The organism is Acinetobacter sp. CIP A162, assembly GCF_000367905.1.
Classification (GTDB): Bacteria; Pseudomonadota; Gammaproteobacteria; order Pseudomonadales; family Moraxellaceae; genus Acinetobacter; species Acinetobacter lwoffii.
Map to the genome: position 1 here is coordinate 372,355 of NZ_KB849158.1, position 15,730 is coordinate 388,084.

The 15,730-nt window shown below is 44.7% G+C and carries 15 protein-coding genes; 7 read left to right on the forward strand and 8 right to left on the reverse strand.

Features of this window, described 5'->3' with window-relative positions; genetic code table 11:
• Nucleotides 1-14: 14 nt before the first annotated feature.
• From lepB to F995_RS04475, 4 genes are all read right to left on the reverse strand, one after another.
• Entirely contained in the window at nt 15-842 is an 828-nt protein-coding gene (gene lepB / locus F995_RS04460) for a signal peptidase I (RefSeq protein WP_004279064.1), read from the reverse strand.
• Nucleotides 843-862: 20 nt separating this feature from the next.
• On the reverse strand, nt 863-2,680 hold the full coding sequence (lepA, locus tag F995_RS04465; protein WP_004279065.1) for a translation elongation factor 4: 1,818 nt from the start codon (nt 2,678-2,680) through the stop codon (nt 863-865).
• Between the two features lie 250 nt (nt 2,681-2,930).
• Nucleotides 2,931-3,383: an acyl-CoA thioesterase gene (locus tag F995_RS04470; RefSeq protein WP_004645622.1), complete on the reverse strand. Its 453-nt coding sequence runs from the start codon at nt 3,381-3,383 to the stop codon at nt 2,931-2,933.
• 120 nt (nt 3,384-3,503) lie between these two features.
• Nucleotides 3,504-4,889, reverse strand: coding sequence for a Do family serine endopeptidase (locus F995_RS04475; RefSeq protein ID WP_004645624.1), 1,386 nt, complete (start codon nt 4,887-4,889; stop codon nt 3,504-3,506).
• A 229-nt stretch (nt 4,890-5,118) separates the two neighbouring features.
• On the opposite strand from F995_RS04475, the gene nadB reads away from it, so the two are divergent.
• Nucleotides 5,119-6,753 carry an L-aspartate oxidase gene (gene nadB, locus F995_RS04480; protein WP_162131574.1) on the forward strand — a complete coding sequence of 545 codons (1,635 nt, stop codon included), beginning with the start codon at nt 5,119-5,121 and terminating at the stop codon, nt 6,751-6,753.
• Nucleotides 6,754-6,861: 108 nt separating this feature from the next.
• Here the strand turns inward: nadB and F995_RS04485 are convergent, their stop codons facing one another.
• The 4 genes from F995_RS04485 to pabC form a co-directional block, all read right to left on the reverse strand.
• Complete coding sequence (locus F995_RS04485; protein WP_004645626.1) at nt 6,862-7,278, reverse strand: PaaI family thioesterase; 417 nt, start codon at nt 7,276-7,278, stop codon at nt 6,862-6,864.
• 96 nt (nt 7,279-7,374) lie between these two features.
• Nucleotides 7,375-7,974, reverse strand: a complete 600-nt coding sequence (gene tmk / locus F995_RS04490; RefSeq protein WP_004645627.1) for a dTMP kinase — start codon at nt 7,972-7,974, stop codon at nt 7,375-7,377.
• Between the two features lie 2 nt (nt 7,975-7,976).
• Nucleotides 7,977-9,035 (reverse strand): endolytic transglycosylase MltG, encoded by a 1,059-nt coding sequence (gene mltG, locus F995_RS04495; protein ID WP_004645628.1) that lies wholly within the window; start codon nt 9,033-9,035, stop codon nt 7,977-7,979.
• A gap of 1 nt (nt 9,036) precedes the next feature.
• Entirely contained in the window at nt 9,037-9,849 is an 813-nt protein-coding gene (gene pabC, locus F995_RS04500; protein WP_004645629.1) for an aminodeoxychorismate lyase, read from the reverse strand.
• 159 nt (nt 9,850-10,008) lie between these two features.
• Here pabC and F995_RS04505 point away from each other — a divergent pair, with 159 nt between their 5' ends.
• From F995_RS04505 to F995_RS04530, 6 genes are all read left to right on the forward strand, one after another.
• The gene (locus F995_RS04505) at nt 10,009-11,016 is read left to right on the forward strand and encodes a sulfate ABC transporter substrate-binding protein (RefSeq protein WP_004645630.1); all 1,008 of its coding nucleotides are present in this window, start codon (nt 10,009-10,011) and stop codon (nt 11,014-11,016) included.
• Between the two features lie 175 nt (nt 11,017-11,191).
• Nucleotides 11,192-12,205 carry a sulfate ABC transporter substrate-binding protein gene (locus F995_RS04510; RefSeq protein WP_004645631.1) on the forward strand — a complete coding sequence of 338 codons (1,014 nt, stop codon included), beginning with the start codon at nt 11,192-11,194 and terminating at the stop codon, nt 12,203-12,205.
• A 32-nt stretch (nt 12,206-12,237) separates the two neighbouring features.
• A complete protein-coding gene (locus F995_RS04515; protein WP_004645632.1) occupies nt 12,238-12,843 on the forward strand; it encodes an RBBP9/YdeN family alpha/beta hydrolase in 606 nt (201 codons plus the stop codon).
• A gap of 85 nt (nt 12,844-12,928) precedes the next feature.
• Nucleotides 12,929-13,762 (forward strand): sulfate ABC transporter permease subunit CysT, encoded by an 834-nt coding sequence (gene cysT / locus F995_RS04520; protein WP_004279076.1) that lies wholly within the window; start codon nt 12,929-12,931, stop codon nt 13,760-13,762.
• The gene (gene cysW / locus F995_RS04525; RefSeq protein ID WP_004279077.1) at nt 13,759-14,652 is read left to right on the forward strand and encodes a sulfate ABC transporter permease subunit CysW; all 894 of its coding nucleotides are present in this window, start codon (nt 13,759-13,761) and stop codon (nt 14,650-14,652) included. The genes cysT and cysW overlap by 4 nt, the downstream gene beginning before the upstream one ends.
• Nucleotides 14,653-14,663: 11 nt before the next feature.
• Nucleotides 14,664-15,725: a sulfate/molybdate ABC transporter ATP-binding protein gene (locus F995_RS04530; RefSeq protein ID WP_004645633.1), complete on the forward strand. Its 1,062-nt coding sequence runs from the start codon at nt 14,664-14,666 to the stop codon at nt 15,723-15,725.
• The last annotated feature ends 5 nt before the right edge of the window (nt 15,726-15,730 follow it).

Genomic DNA, 15,730 nt, shown 5'->3' on the forward strand with positions numbered 1-15,730 from the left:
CCTGATTGAAACAATTAATCGATTGTTCCGTTTCGACCAAACGATGGCAATTTAAAGCCAGGTTCTTTATGCATCCAGATATAGAAGGCACGACCTGTTAAGTTTTCTTCCGGAACAAGCCCCCAGAAACGACTGTCAGCACTCTGATCGCGATTATCCCCCATCGCAAAGTAATGACCTTCTGGCACTTTCACTTCCCAATATAAACCATTTTCACCTGAATATTTACCATTTTCCAAATAGTTAATAAAAGGTGCCTGACGAGCGACATTCACGCCTTCCAGCTCACGCATGGTAAAGGTATGCTCACCCAAGGTTTCTTTATGATAAATGGCATTTGGAGTATCTAAACGGTCTTTTTCGCGGCTAAATTCTACTGGAACTTTCGCCACTTTTTCACCATTAATGCTCAACTGGCCATGATCATAAACAATATGATCGCCTGGCAAGCCGACAATACGCTTGATATAACTGATGGTCGGTTGCGGTGGATAACGGAATACCGCTACATCACCACGTTCCGGGCTGCCGGTATCAATAATTTTGGTATTGACCATAGGCAGTTTGATGCCATAGTCAAATTTATTCACCAGAATAAAATCGCCGGTTTCCAGCGTCGGCACCATCGAATCGGATGGAATATTAAAAGGTTCATATAAAAACGAACGCAGTACCAGCACGATGGCCAGTACCGGCCAAAAGTCATAAGCCCAGGTGATAATGAAATTCTCATGGCCTTTGCCTCGGGTTTGTCTTTGCTTCAAAACAAACTTGTCTAGCAACCACACTGCGACAAAAAACAGGGTCGCAGGAACAAGAATTAAATTAAAATCAAAATCCATGGGCTTATATCCTTATTATTTTAGCGTTCGACTTTTAATACAGCTAAGAACGCTTCTTGCGGGATTTCTACGCTACCCACCTGTTTCATGCGTTTCTTACCTTCTTTCTGTTTAGATAGAAGTTTTTTCTTACGTGACACGTCACCACCATAACACTTCGCCAATACGTTTTTACGCATCGCTTTTACAGTCGAACGTGCAATGATTTGCGCACCAATCGCCGCCTGAATCGCGACATCAAACATTTGACGTGGAATCAGGTCTTTCATTTTTTCAACCAGTGCAATACCACGATGACGTGCATCATTACGGTGACAGATCATCGCCAAAGCATCGACTTTTTCCCCATTGATCAAGACATCTACTTTGACTAAAGATGAGCTTTCAAAACGGACAAAGTTATAGTCGAGTGATGCAAAACCACGCGAACAAGACTTCAATTTATCAAAGAAATCCATCACCACTTCGGCCATTGGAATCTCAAAGGTAATGGAAACCTGATTCGCCATAAACTTCATGTCTTTTTGCACACCACGGCGCTCAACACATAACGTCATGACGTTACCCAAGTATTCTTGCGGTACCAGAATATGACACTCAGCAATCGGTTCACGTAAATCTTCAACCGTTGAACCATCCGGCATTTTGGATGGACTGTCGATATAAATCGTCTGACCATTCTTCATCACCGCTTCATAAATTACGGTTGGCGCAGAAGAAATCAGGTCAAGATCATACTCGCGTTCCAGACGCTCCTGTACGATTTCCATGTGCAGCATGCCCAAGAAACCACAGCGGAAACCAAAACCGAGCGCATCTGAACTTTCAGGTTCAAAGAACAAAGCCGAGTCATTGATTTGCAGCTTGTGCAATGCTTCACGGAAAGGTTCAAAATCGCTGGCATCAATCGGGAATAGACCAGCATAAACCTGTGGTTTCACCTTTTTAAAGCCCGGCAATGTTGCCACTTCAGGTGTGGTTGCCAAGGTAATCGTATCACCGACTGGCGCACCGAAAATATCTTTGATACCGGCAATGACAAAACCAACTTCACCCGCTTCCAGCATACCGGTTTCAGTATGTTTCGGGTTAAAGATACCTACAGAAGTAATAATATGCGTTTGACCAGTTGATTTGATCAACATCTTGTCGCCTTTACGCACTCGACCCTGCTTGACCCGAACCAGAGAAACTACACCAAGGTAGTTATCAAACCATGAATCCACAATCAGCGCTTGTAATGGCGCTTCGCGATCACCCTCAGGTGCAGGAATTACATTGACCAGTGTTTCAAGCACACCTTCAATACCTAAACCTGTTTTTGCAGAACAGGTCGGCGCTTCTGTGGCTTCAATCCCGATAATGTCTTCAATTTCCTGAATGACACGTTCAGGTTCAGCTTGCGGCAAGTCGATCTTGTTCAGTACCGGAAGTACTTCCAGACCTTGTTCAATTGCGGTATAGCAGTTAGCAACAGACTGTGCTTCTACGCCCTGCGCAGCATCTACAACCAGCAAGGCACCTTCACAGGCAGCAAGGGAGCGTGAGACTTCATACGAGAAGTCGACGTGTCCCGGTGTATCAATAAAGTTCAACTGATACTCTTGACCGTTGGGATGCGTATAGTACAAGGTTACCGAAGTGGCTTTAATGGTAATCCCACGTTCGCGCTCAAGCTCCATTGAGTCAAGGACTTGAGCCTGCATTTCACGATCTTGCAAGCCGCCACAAGTTTGAATAAAGCGATCCGCTAGGGTCGATTTACCGTGGTCAATGTGCGCAATAATCGAGAAGTTACGAATGTTTTTAATATCAACAGATTTTTTAGCTTGCGCCATGGGTTACCTTGAGAAAAAACACGCTATGTAATTTAAAAATATTACATAACAAAAGCCGAATAGAAATTGCGAAGGATTATAGCAGAATGGTGATCTAGAAAAAGAATTATATTTTTTCCTTTATTCCCTAGGTCGCGTACACCTCAGTCAGATGAAATCTGGATCACCATGATTAGAAAATAGCTCCCCAGCTCCACTTCTTCCTCAATATTATCAAAGTGTACTGATCAAACTGGAAAATGTTGCCTCATTAATCCAGATGTAAAGTTGAAAAGTCAAAAGGATTTACATGCTCTGAAAGTGGCTGATAAGCCTGAGTAAAAGTTGGTGACATACGTTTTGGACGCCCCGTGGCCATTTCGATACAAGCCCATTGCGTACTGCCGTTAAACAACAGGGTCTGATCCTGTGGTCGATAAAATGCGTATTGTCTAAAGGAATACAGGGCATTGATATCATTCAGCCAAGTGCGCAGAATAATCTCGTCTCCTTCAAAAGCTGCCTTGCGATATTGCACCTGATGTTCAACTGCGACCATGGCATGTTTCAGTTCCACATATTGCTTGAGTCCCAAGCCCAGTTTTTCAATATGAGCTGATGCGACATCCTGCATCCATTGCACATAGACCACATTGTTCACATGACCCAAACCATCAATATGTTTGGCTTGTACCTTTAAAGAAAGATCAAAAATACCACTCACTTTGCTGTTATCCTTTCCATGATTTTAAGGCTATAGAGTCTACCGAATTTATCGCTGGGGTAAATTGCAAAAAATAAAAAACCGCTTATACAAGCGGTCTTTCACAAAAATCTAGCAATTTTATGAGATACGCATCCCGACCACCGCAAGCTGCCCCTGACGAATCAAGGTCACGCGCGCGATGCTACCCTTTTTCAGTTCAGACACCTCCTGCACAAACTGATTTGAATTCAGTACTGTCTGGTTATTAATTTGAGTGATCACATCATTCGGCATGATTCGTGCCTGTGCTGCAATACCACCCGGACGTACATCCTGAATCACCACACCGCCTTTGATTTCCAGACTCGCTAACTCTGCTGGACTTAAGTCACGAATTGAAACCCCGATCACTGGCCCTTTGTTTGGTTGAGCGTGTGTGCTTGCTTTTGCCGGGGTATCATCTGGTGCCGCACTTAAAGTCGCTGCAATACTACGACGTTTATCATCACGCAAGATTTCAAGTTGTACCTGCTGCTGAGGTGCAGTACGGTTCAAATAGTTCAACAGTTCACTGGTACGTGAGATTGGGGTACCGTTGTACTTTAAGATCACATCACTGGCACGCAGGCCTGCACGTGCAGCCGGTGAGTTCGGTGCAACCTGAGTCACCAAGGAACCTTCAGGCTTAGGCAGATTATAAGATTCAGCAAGGTTACGGTCGATATCCTGCAAACTTACACCCAGATAAGAACGCGTCACTTTACCATTTTTCTTCAGCTGATCTGCAACTTCCATCGCGACATCAATCGGAATCGAAAAGGATAAGCCCATATACCCACCGGTTCCACTAAAGATCCGTGAGTTGACACCGACTACTTCACCACGCTGGTTAAACAGAGGGCCACCTGAGTTACCCGGGTTCAATGCTACATCTGTCTGGATGAAAGGTACTGCAGTTTCACCCATCATATTACGCATTTTGGCACTGACAATTCCGGCAGAAGCTGAATAATCAAAACCAAATGGCGAACCAATTGCGAGTACAGGCTCACCAACACGTAAGCGTCCTACATCCCCTGTCCGTAATTCTGGAAAATTCGAGCCATTAACTTTAAGCAAAGCTACGTCAGTTCGTGCATCACTCCCAACAACAGTGGCATCAATTTCCCGACGGTCATTCAGGGTAATGGTGACTTTGGAAGCATCTTCAACCACATGATGATTGGTCAGCAGATAGCCATCCTTGCTGATAAAGAATGCACTGCCATAACCGGTTTTTTCCTGTGGCATACGCTGCTGCGGAATAATCACCTGATTGCCAAAAAAGCGGCGCAGAATTTCCGGCACTTGTTGTTGTAAGAGCTCTTCTTCGCTCATTTTTTTAACGACATTGACACTGACCACTGCAGGACTGACCTGCTCGACCAGATTTGAAAAATCAACCGGCGTTACAGCCTGCAACTGTGCAGCACTCATGGTGAGAGTGGCTGCAAATAATCCTTTTTTTAAGTCTAGAATTTTCATATAAATTATTCACTCAAATTATTGATAAATTTATGTAAATAGGTTTTATCACAAACACTGTAAAGTTTAAGTAATAATATGTTTCAATACTTTATTCTGGGCAATATCTCATTATTAAAGCATTAAGTTAAGGCTTTGATTAATTTTTTTCATCAATAAATGAGCACTTCAACGCTTGCCTTTTGTACAAAAAAGCGCTGTTATTACCAAACTTTTTTAAAATTAGCTGATGGACATGTCTAATTTATCCCTTACCCATCAATTTGACGTCATTATTGTGGGCAGTGGCGGTGCTGGTTTAAGTTTAGCCTTATCGCTCCCAGATCATTTTAATATTGCAGTCTTAGCGAAATCCACCCTGACAGATGCCAGTACCTTTTATGCTCAAGGCGGCGTGGCCGCAGTATTGGATGAAATGGACTCAATTGAACAGCATATTGATGACACGATGATTGCAGGCGCACAGCTATGTGAAATGGATGCGGTTAAACAGACGGTAGAAGGTGGCAAACCTTCAGTTGATTTCCTGCTGAAACACGGCGTGCAATTTACTCTGGATGAACAGGAACAGTTACATCTCACCCGTGAAGGTGGTCATTCACAGCGCCGAATTATTCATGCGGCCGATGCGACTGGTCGTGCCATTTCCACCACCTTGGTACAACGGGCCCAAGAAAAACAGAATATTAAAATCTTTGAAAATTATATTGCGATTGACCTGATCTGTTCACAAAAGCTCGGTTTAGACGGCGATAATCGTGCGCTGGGTTTATATGCCCTGGATGAAACAACTGAAAAAGTGCATACCTTCTTGGCTCCATTTACCGCCCTTGCCTGTGGCGGTGCTATGAAAGCTTATCTTTACACCTCAAATCCCGACATTGCCACGGGTGATGGTATTGCCATGGCTTATCGTGCCGGCTGCCGGGTCGCCAACATGGAATTTAACCAGTTTCACCCGACCTGCCTTTATCATCCACAAGCACGTTCTTTCCTAATTACTGAAGCAATGCGTGGCGAAGGCGCTTATCTGCGCCTGCCTGATGGTGAACGCTTTATGCTGCGTTTTGACGAACGCGCCGAACTCGCACCGCGTGATATTGTGGCACGTGCCATCGACTATGAAATCAAGCGTCTCGGTATTCGTCATGTCTGGCTGGACATTACCCATAAAGATGAAAGCTTTGTCAAAGAGCATTTCCCGACTCTGTATGCCCGTTTGCTTGAACTAGGGATCGATATTACCAAAGACATGATTCCAGTCGTTCCGGCAGCCCATTACACTTGCGGTGGCGTCGTGGTCGATGAAAACAGTCAGACTGATATTGCTGGACTCTATGCAATTGGGGAAACCTCTTATACTGGCCTGCATGGTGCTAACCGTATGGCCAGTAACTCACTTTTAGAATGTTTTGTCTATGGAATGAGTGCAGCCAAGCACATTCAGGAAAATTTCAAGGCCGATCAGCCAGCTCCTGCAGTCCCAGCTTGGGATGATTCTCAGGTGACCAACCCGGATGAGGATGTGGTGATTCTGCAAAACTGGGATGAACTGCGTCAAACCATGTGGAACTATGTCGGAATCGTACGCACGACGAAGCGTCTGGAACGTGCATTACATCGTATTGAAATGCTGAAAAAAGAAATTACCGAGTATTATCAGGATTACCAGGTCAGCAAAAATCTGATTGAGTTACGTAATCTGGTGCTGGTGTCCGAGATGATTGTACGCTGTGCCATGCACCGCAAAGAATCTCGCGGTCTGCATTTCACCCTGGATTATCCAGAGCTGCTACCAGAACTACGCAAAACAGTCCTCGTCCCACCAAATTTTGAAGTGGAAACACCTTTGGTGAATTGTTAAAAGTCGATGGAGATAACATCCTTGGATGATATCTCCTTTTCTTTTTAGATTTTTATTTGCTCAAAGTCAGCTTAGGCTATTTATAGCCAGTCTTCTAATTTCAAATATTTAACGTTGTGGTGGAATTGAATATGTTCCGGTCACATGCGCCACAGGTTCTTCATGATCTATCGAATAAATCCAGACTTCTCCCACGATCAGTGCCTTGCCGACCTTGATCAGCTTACATTCTCCCCGTATATCCGTTCCACCAGAAGGTTTACGTAAGAAGTTGATATTCAGATTGGTCGTGACAGCCAAACCGACCAATCCAATTTCACCCAGAATGGCGACATAAAGAGCAAAATCCGCCAAGGTCATCATGGTTGGGCCAGAAACTGTGCCGCCTGGACGCAATTCCTCTGATCTCACCTGATAAAGCAGAGTGGCTCCACGCGGCGAAACCTCCTCAATTCGGCACTTCTCCAGGCTTTGTGGAAATTCTTGTTGTAAAAATTGTTCTATCTCTGTTTTGGTCGTTTTCATCTTATTAAAAAAATCTTCTATATCAGCCTTAATATAGAAGATTCTTCATAGATAAACCTAGAGAAAAATTAAATAAAAAGTATTTTAATTCCAAGCTTATTTTAAATAACTTAAGGCCTGCTCAAATACCTGCTCAGGCGTTTGAGTTGCATCCAGACGTTTGATCCGTTCAGGATGACGTTGCCATAAAGTTTCATATCCCGCTCTCACTTTCTCAAAGAAAGTGACTTTTTCCTGTTCAAAGCGATCCAGCGCACCACGTTCACGTGCTCGGTTCATCCCCAATTCAATAGGCGCTTCTAACCAGAAAGTAATGTCCGGCATGCGTGCGACAAAGTGGTCATTGAGTAATTGCAACTTTGTTTCACTGAGACCCCGACCTGCACATTGATAGGCAAAGCTGGCATCGCTAAAACGGTCACACAGGACAATTTTCCCGGCTGCTAATGCAGGCAGAATCACTTGTGCCAGATGCTGGGCACGCGCTGCATACATCAATAACAGCTCGGTATCATGCGCCATGGCTTCTTCATGGTTTACAGCCAGCAACAGCGAGCGAATCTGCTCGGCCATTGGTGTTCCCCCCGGTTCGCGAGTCAAAATAACATCTTTGCCCTGGGCGATAAAATCTTCATAGATCGAACGAATGAGCGTGGTTTTACCTACACCTTCTGTGCCTTCAAAGCTAATAAACATACTCATTCCTTATTTTTCGAGCGTAAAATCGTCAGATATTCTTGTACGGCTTTATTGTGGTCATTCAGATTGCTCGTGAATTTATGTCCACCATTGCCGGTAGCGACAAAATACAGGTTGTCAGAATTATCCGGATGCATGGCTGCTTCAATGGCTTTCTTGCTTGGCAACGCAATTGGCGTTGGCGGCAAACCTGAAATGGTATAGGTGTTATACGGCGTCGGTGTACGTAAATCCTTGCGAGTAATATTGCCGTTATAGCTGTCACCCATGCCATAAATCACTGTTGGATCGGTCTGTAAACGCATGCCAATTTTTAAACGGCGTACAAATACCCCAGAAACCTGTTCCAATTCACGATCTACACTGGTCTCTTTTTCAATGATTGAGGCCATGATCAGCGCGTCATATTTATTCTGATACGGCAGATCAGTTGCACGTTTCGCCCACGCCTCATCCAGTGCTTTCATCTGGCGCTGATACAGATTGGTCAGAATTTTACGGTCAGTTTCACCTTTGGCAAAGAAATAAGTATCCGGTGCAAACAGCCCTTCAGGATGTGAAAACGGAATATTCAATTCTTTGAGTAATTGCTCAGTAGGCAGATGCAGTACTTCTTTGGTGACTAAATCATTTTTCTTCAGGGCATCAATCAGTTGCTTAAAGGTCGTGCCTTCAATTACCAGAATCCGGCTCATCTGGGCATTGTCTGCATCGGAAATCATCTCCAAGACCTGACGGATGCTCATGCCTTGGCGTACTTCATACACGCCCGCTTTCATGGTGTCATGAATCATGATGCGCTGATACAGCTTGAGAATGATCGGGAAACTCACCTGATCTTCTGTGGCCAGACGATCAATAAAACCGGAATAGGTTTGACCAGATTCGATCGCGAGCAGCTGTTTTTTTCCTTCTACAGGATAATCCTTCCACAAACTGCTTTTCAGGATCAACGCCAAGATCAAAGCAATCCCCATCAGGACCAAGGCAATTCCTTTGAAAGATGAGGAGAATCTCGCTTTATTTTTCTTTTTGGCTTTAGGTTTGGAAGCTGACATATTAAGACATCTGGTTTAATCGAAGACGGTTAAAAAGTTCAATACAAGCATTGCCATCCAAGGCGCGCTGCTCAAATTGTGTGACAATTTTCATCGGGCTGAGTGCATTGCAGAAAAACAGACTCCGAATATGGGAAATTTCATCCATACCGATATATCGTTGCTCATAGACAATACCCTGATCTTGCATACGTTGTAGAATTTCTGCACGCATGACACCGAAGACGCCATTATAACGGAGTTCTGGCGTAATCCATGTATTCTTTATAAGAATGAAACAATTACTGCTCACCCCTTCGACAATGCCACCTTGTACATCTGTCACCAGGGCCTCAGGCCAGCCGCGTTGATCTGCTTCCTGTTTCAGTAAAACCTGCTCCAGGCGGTTCAGGGTTTTCAGTCCAACCAGACTGGGCATAGTCAATCCCACTGCCTGCTGCAATACGCCACTTTGAATCTGTTCAAACTTAAAATCCTGTATGTCTTGAGGATAATAAAACAGCCAGAGATCTGCGGGATGATCCGGCAAACTATAACCGCGCTGACCCACTCCACGACTGAGCACAATCTTTAATGTCCCGTTCAGCTTACCCTCTGATTCCCCGAGAAGCTGTAAACTTTCCGTGATCAGATCGAGATTGGCATTCAGGCTTAAGCTCTGATTGCTGTTTTGCAAACGTGTCAAATGACGATCATACAATTCAATCCGGTTATGTCGAATCCGGGCCGTAGTAAAACAACCATCACCATAATGAAAGCCACGATCCAGCACCTCTATATGACTGACACGTTGGGCATTTTTTAAATACAGCATATTTTTACGGTCTCTAAAATATAAATTGAGCAGTAATATTCAGGCTTCACCTATATATCTCTTTTACTCACATCCAATTCTTTTTTAATTATTTTTTATGCAAAAAAACTCAAGCTATTCTTGCCTCATCTAACAAAAGCTAAAAAACTTGAGGAAAAAATGAGCATTCGTAAATTAAAAATTGGGGTATTGGCAGCACTGGTATCAGCAAGCGCTTTTAGTGTCTCTGCAAAAGATTTCCTAAACGTTTCATATGACCCGACTCGTGAATTATATGACAATTTCAATAAGGAATTCAGCGCATACTGGAAAAAAACCACCGGTCAGGATATTAACTATAAACAGTCACATGGCGGTTCAGGCAAACAGGCACGTGCCGTGATTGACGGACTGGATGCCGATGTTGTAACACTGGCACTGGCAGCAGATATTGATGAAATTGCAGAACGTGGTTTGCTGCCTAAAGACTGGCAAAAGAAATTCCCGCAGAATTCGACACCCTATACTTCAACCATCGTTTTTCTTGTACGTAAAGGCAATCCAAAAGGAATCAAAGACTGGGGAGATCTGGTTAAACCAGGCGTAGACATTATTACCCCGAACCCAAAAACTTCAGGTGGTGCACGCTGGAATTATCTGGCTGCCTGGGCGTGGGCCAAACACCAGAAAGGTGGCAATGATGCCAAAGCACAAGACTTTGTCCGTCAAATCTACAAACAAACCAAAGTACTGGATTCGGGTGCACGTGGTGCTACCACGACTTTCGCTGAACGCGGGATTGGGGATGTATTACTGGCTTGGGAAAATGAGGCACATTTGGCCGTCCGCGAACAGCCGGGAAAATTTGAAATCATTACTCCTTCTCTGTCTATTCTGGCTGAACCACCCGTGGCAATCGTAGAAAAAAATGCCAAGAAAGATGGTAATGAACATCTGGCCAAAGCCTATTTAAATTACCTCTATTCACCTGCTGGACAGACTGTGGCGGCGAAAAACTTTTACCGTCCACGTAATGCGAATGTATTAAAGCAATACAGTACCGTATTCAAGTCCTTAAAACTGGTCACCATTGATAAAGAATTTGGTGGCTGGACCAAGGTTCAGAAACAGCATTTTGACAATGGCGGTGTGTTTGATCAGATTGTCAAAGCCAATCACGCAAAATAATACTTTAAATGCAGTTCATTATGGCCTTTATTCATAAGGCCATTCTTATTTCAAACACTTAAGAGCTTATTTATCTCTTTTTTTCATATAAAATTCATTTTTAATTATTTTTTATGCATAAAGAATAAGTTTATTCTGCGCTTATGTTACAGAACATATCAGAGATTCAGTCCAGATGAGCATTTCAAACACATTAAAACTTGGGGTTTTAGCAGCTGTTATCTCGGCAACCTCATTTGGTGCAGCAGCACGTGATTTTCTCAATGTATCCTATGATCCGACCCGTGAACTGTATGAAGATGTAAATAAGAATTTTGGCAAATATTGGGAAAGCCGTACCGGTCAAAAAATCAATTTCAAGCAATCGCATGGCGGTTCAGGCAAACAGGCACGTGCCGTGATTGATGGTCTGGATGCTGATGTAGTCACGTTGGCACTGGCGGCCGATATTGATGTGCTGGCAGAAAAAGCTAAACTGTTACCTGCGGACTGGCAAAAGAAATTGCCGCAAAACTCGACGCCTTATACTTCAACCATCGTGTTCCTGGTGCGTAAAGGCAATCCGAAAGAGATTAAGGACTGGGGTGATCTGGTCAAACCGGGCATAGCAATCATTACCCCAAACCCGAAAACTTCAGGCGGTGCACGCTGGAATTATCTGGCGGCTTGGGCTTGGGCCAAACATCAGGCGGGCGGCAACGATAAGACTGCGCAAGAATTTGTTCGTAAAATTTATAAAAATACCAAAGTTCTGGATTCCGGGGCACGTGGTTCAACCACGACCTTTGCTGAACGTGGCATTGGGGATGTTTTACTCGCATGGGAAAACGAAGCGCATTTAGCCCTTCGCGAACAGCCGGGCAAGTTTGAAATTATTACCCCTTCTCTGTCGATTCTGGCTGAGCCACCGGTGGCGATTGTAGAAAAAAATGCCAAGAAAAAAGGCAACCAGCACTTGGCTCAAGGTTATTTGAACTTCCTGTATTCGCCATTGGGTCAAGACCTGGCAGGTAAACATTATTATCGTCCACGTAATGCCAAAGTACTGGCCAAATACAGCCAAGTATTTAAGCCATTAAAACTGGTGACGGTTGATCAGGAATTTGGCGGCTGGAACAAAGTACAAAAGGCTCACTTTGAAAATGGTGGTGTATTTGACCAGATCGTTAAAGCCAACAGCGCGAAATAATTTTCCAAGCTGATTGATATAGGAGCATCGACATGATTCATACGCTTATCGTTCCTGGTGTAGGTGGCAGTGAATACAACCACTGGCAAACCTGCTTACAGCACCGGCTGATGCGATGCTCCCGTGTGCAGCAAAAGGACTGGAATCATCCGGTACTGGATGTCTGGGTGGCAGAATTTGTCAAAACTCTGCAAGCCATTCCAGCAGAGGTTCAGATTGTCGCGCACAGCTTTGGCTGTCTGACCAGTATTGCGGCCCTTGCCCGACATCCGGAACTCAATGCAAAAGTAAAAAATCTGGTATTGGTGGCCCCGGCCAATCCGGCACGGTTTGGGGAAAATGGTTTTGCGCGCGACAGTCAGACAGACTACAGCACCTATTTTCAACAGCTCAAGCTTCAGGTGCCCACCACGTTATTGATCAGTGAAAATGATCCCTGGTTAAGTTTTGAAGATGCGCACATACTGGCCCAAGCCTGGAAAATCAAACCGATCAATTTGGGCGCAGTCGGTCATGTCAATGTCGCTTCTGGTTTTGGCCCTTTTCCTGAAATTGAACAATATCTGATTTCAGAAAACCCTATGCGCCATATCAGCAAATTTGATGAGAGCAAGTATTATTTTAAATTTGCATTTTAGTCGCTGCAAACTATGCTTGTGCCAAATTTATTTTCTAATTTCGCTGGTTATTTTTAATCAGCATTCTCTCTTTTGAGGAGTAATCATGTCGCAGCGATCCCGAGTGCTGCCAGGATTTGGTCTTTCTCTAGGCTTTACCCTAGCGTATTTGTCATTAATCGTTTTGATCCCGCTGTCAGCTGTTTTTATTAAATCACTGGGCATTGGTTGGGATGGCTTATGGGAAATCCTGAGCTCTGAACGTATCTTGAAATCATTGCAGTTAAGCTTCACCGCAGCCATTGTCGCTGCACTGGTCAATGTAGTATTTGGCCTGTTACTGGCGTGGTGTCTGGTACGTTACAGCTTTCCGGGCAAACGTATTGTCGATGCCCTGGTAGATTTGCCTTTTGCCTTGCCCACTGCGGTTGCGGGTATTGCCCTGACCTCTTTATATGCACCGACCGGCTGGATTGGTCAATATTTAGAACCGATTGGCATTCAAGTCGCTTATACCCCGATTGGTATTACACTGGCATTGATCTTTATTGGCCTGCCTTTTGTGGTGCGTACCGTCCAACCGGTACTGAGTGATCTGGAAACTGAACTGGAAGAAGCGGCTTCTGCACTGGGTGCCAACCGTTTTCAGATCGTGACCAAAGTGATTTTTCCAATTCTGCTGCCTGCACTGATCACTGGTTTTGCTTTGGCCTTTGCCCGTGGTGTCGGTGAATATGGTTCAGTCATCTTTATCGCCGGTAACCAGCCTTTTGAAACGGAAATTGCACCGCTAATGATTATTTCTCGCCTAGAAGAATATGACTATGCCGGTGCAACCACGATTGCTGTCGTCATGCTACTGATTTCCTTCGTGATGCTATTCCTGATTAACTTATTACAAGCATGGGCCAGCCGTCGTACCGGGAGAACTGCGCGATGAGTTTAAATACCAACAGCAATGCGCTGGCTGAAAAGTTGCAATCCCGTGATGCAACCCGTGAGCCAACTTGGGTACGTTATACGCTGCTCACTATTGCCTTAATCTTCTTTTTAAGCTGCCTGATTCTGCCCTTGATTCTGGTTTTTGTTGAAGCCTTTAAACAAGGGGTTGGCGTTTATACCCAAGCGCTGGTGCATCCGGATACTCTGTCGGCAGTAAAACTTACCTTGCTGACGGCTGCAATCGCAGTACCGCTCAACGTCGTATTTGGTGTTGCGGCAGCCTGGTCTGTAGCGAAGTTCAACTTTCCGGGGAAATCATTCCTGACCACCATTATTGATCTCCCTTTCTCGGTTTCACCTGTGATCGCGGGTATGATGCTGGTGCTGATTTTCGGTACCCAAGGCTGGATGGGTTCTTGGCTGATGGATCACGATATCAAGATCCTTTATGCAGTGCCTGCGATTGTCCTAGCGACTATCTTTATTACGGTACCTTTTGTTGCGCGTGAGCTAATTCCGTTAATGGAAGCACAAGGAACCGAAGAAGAAGAAGCTGCGATTGTACTCGGTGCATCTGGCTGGCAGACTTTCTGGAAAGTGACCCTGCCCAATATCAAATGGGGTCTGATCTATGGCGTGATTCTGTGTAATGCGCGGGCCATGGGTGAATTTGGTGCGGTGTCGGTGGTTTCCGGCCATATCCGTGGTGAAACCAATACCTTGCCGCTACACGTCGAAATTCTTTATAACGAATATACCTTTAGTGCTGCGTTTGCCGTGTCTTCGCTTCTGGCTCTCCTCGCAATTGTGACCCTGATTTTAAAAACATGGGTGGAACTGCGCCAGGAAAAACAAGACAAACGTAATGAAGATTCAACAGTTTCTTAAGGAATGCCCACATGAGTATTCAAGTACAAAATATTGAAAAACACTTTGGTGCATTCCACGCACTAAAAAACATTTCGCTGGATTTCCCAGATGGTCAACTGGTCGCACTTCTTGGCCCATCCGGCTGTGGTAAAACCACTTTGCTACGGATTATTGCCGGTCTGGAATCTGCGGATGGCGGTCAGGTGATTTTAGAAGGTCAGGATGCCACCAATGTACATGTGCGTGAGCGTGAAGTTGGCTTTGTATTCCAGCACTATGCCCTATTCCGCCATATGACGGTATTTGACAATATTGCCTTTGGCCTGCGTGTGCGTCCACGTAAAACTCGTCCATCGGAAGCGGAAATTAAAAAACGTGTGACACGTTTACTCGACTTGGTTCAGCTCGGTTTCCTTGCTGACCGATATCCAGCTCAACTTTCTGGGGGTCAGCGTCAGCGTATTGCCCTTGCACGTGCTCTGGCCGTTGAACCACGTGTATTATTACTAGATGAACCTTTCGGTGCACTGGATGCCAAAGTGCGTAAGGAACTGCGTCGCTGGTTACGTACCCTGCATGACGAATTGCATATTACTTCTATTTTCGTAACACACGATCAGGAAGAAGCGCTTGAAGTTGCAGATCAAATCGTAGTAATGAACAAAGGCAATGTAGAGCAGATCGGTTCACCGCGTGAGGTCTATGAAACCCCGAAAACTCCATTTGTATTCGACTTTTTGGGTCAGGCGAACCGTTTTGAAGGTCAGAACAATGCAGGCATCATCCAGCTCGGCGAAGACCGCATTCAATTTGAGGGTGCAAAAAATGCCGCTCAAGGTGAAGTGATTTTATTCGCGCGTCCAGATGAACTACGCATTCATGCACAGCCACACGACAATGCCATTCAAGCGACTTTCATTCGTGAATTATGGATCGCGGGTAAAGTCGTTGCAGAGCTAAATGACCGTCAAGGCAATCTGATTGAAATTTTACTGACGCCTGATGAAGCGAGAGCGCACCAATTCCGCCCAAATCAAACTGTTTGGTTAAGTGCGGTGAACTTGCATTTATTTGAAAACCAGGTCGCTTAAGATCA

Bases quoted from the DNA above. Each gene is read 5' to 3' on its own strand.
- lepB (WP_004279064.1), bottom strand. From the start codon at position 842: ATGGATTTTGATTTTAATTTAATTCTTGTTCCTGCGACCCTGTTTTTT.
- lepA (WP_004279065.1), bottom strand. From the start codon at position 2,680: ATGGCGCAAGCTAAAAAATCTGTTGATATTAAAAACATTCGTAACTTC.
- F995_RS04475 (WP_004645624.1), bottom strand. From the start codon at position 4,889: ATGAAAATTCTAGACTTAAAAAAAGGATTATTTGCAGCCACTCTCACC.
- nadB (WP_162131574.1), top strand. From the start codon at position 5,119: ATGGACATGTCTAATTTATCCCTTACCCATCAATTTGACGTCATTATT.
- F995_RS04485 (WP_004645626.1), bottom strand. From the start codon at position 7,278: ATGAAAACGACCAAAACAGAGATAGAACAATTTTTACAACAAGAATTT.
- tmk (WP_004645627.1), bottom strand. From the start codon at position 7,974: ATGTTTATTAGCTTTGAAGGCACAGAAGGTGTAGGTAAAACCACGCTC.
- mltG (WP_004645628.1), bottom strand. From the start codon at position 9,035: ATGTCAGCTTCCAAACCTAAAGCCAAAAAGAAAAATAAAGCGAGATTC.
- pabC (WP_004645629.1), bottom strand. From the start codon at position 9,849: ATGCTGTATTTAAAAAATGCCCAACGTGTCAGTCATATAGAGGTGCTG.
- F995_RS04505 (WP_004645630.1), top strand. From the start codon at position 10,009: ATGAGCATTCGTAAATTAAAAATTGGGGTATTGGCAGCACTGGTATCA.
- F995_RS04510 (WP_004645631.1), top strand. From the start codon at position 11,192: ATGAGCATTTCAAACACATTAAAACTTGGGGTTTTAGCAGCTGTTATC.
- F995_RS04515 (WP_004645632.1), top strand. From the start codon at position 12,238: ATGATTCATACGCTTATCGTTCCTGGTGTAGGTGGCAGTGAATACAAC.
- cysT (WP_004279076.1), top strand. From the start codon at position 12,929: ATGTCGCAGCGATCCCGAGTGCTGCCAGGATTTGGTCTTTCTCTAGGC.
- cysW (WP_004279077.1), top strand. From the start codon at position 13,759: ATGAGTTTAAATACCAACAGCAATGCGCTGGCTGAAAAGTTGCAATCC.
- F995_RS04530 (WP_004645633.1), top strand. From the start codon at position 14,664: ATGAGTATTCAAGTACAAAATATTGAAAAACACTTTGGTGCATTCCAC.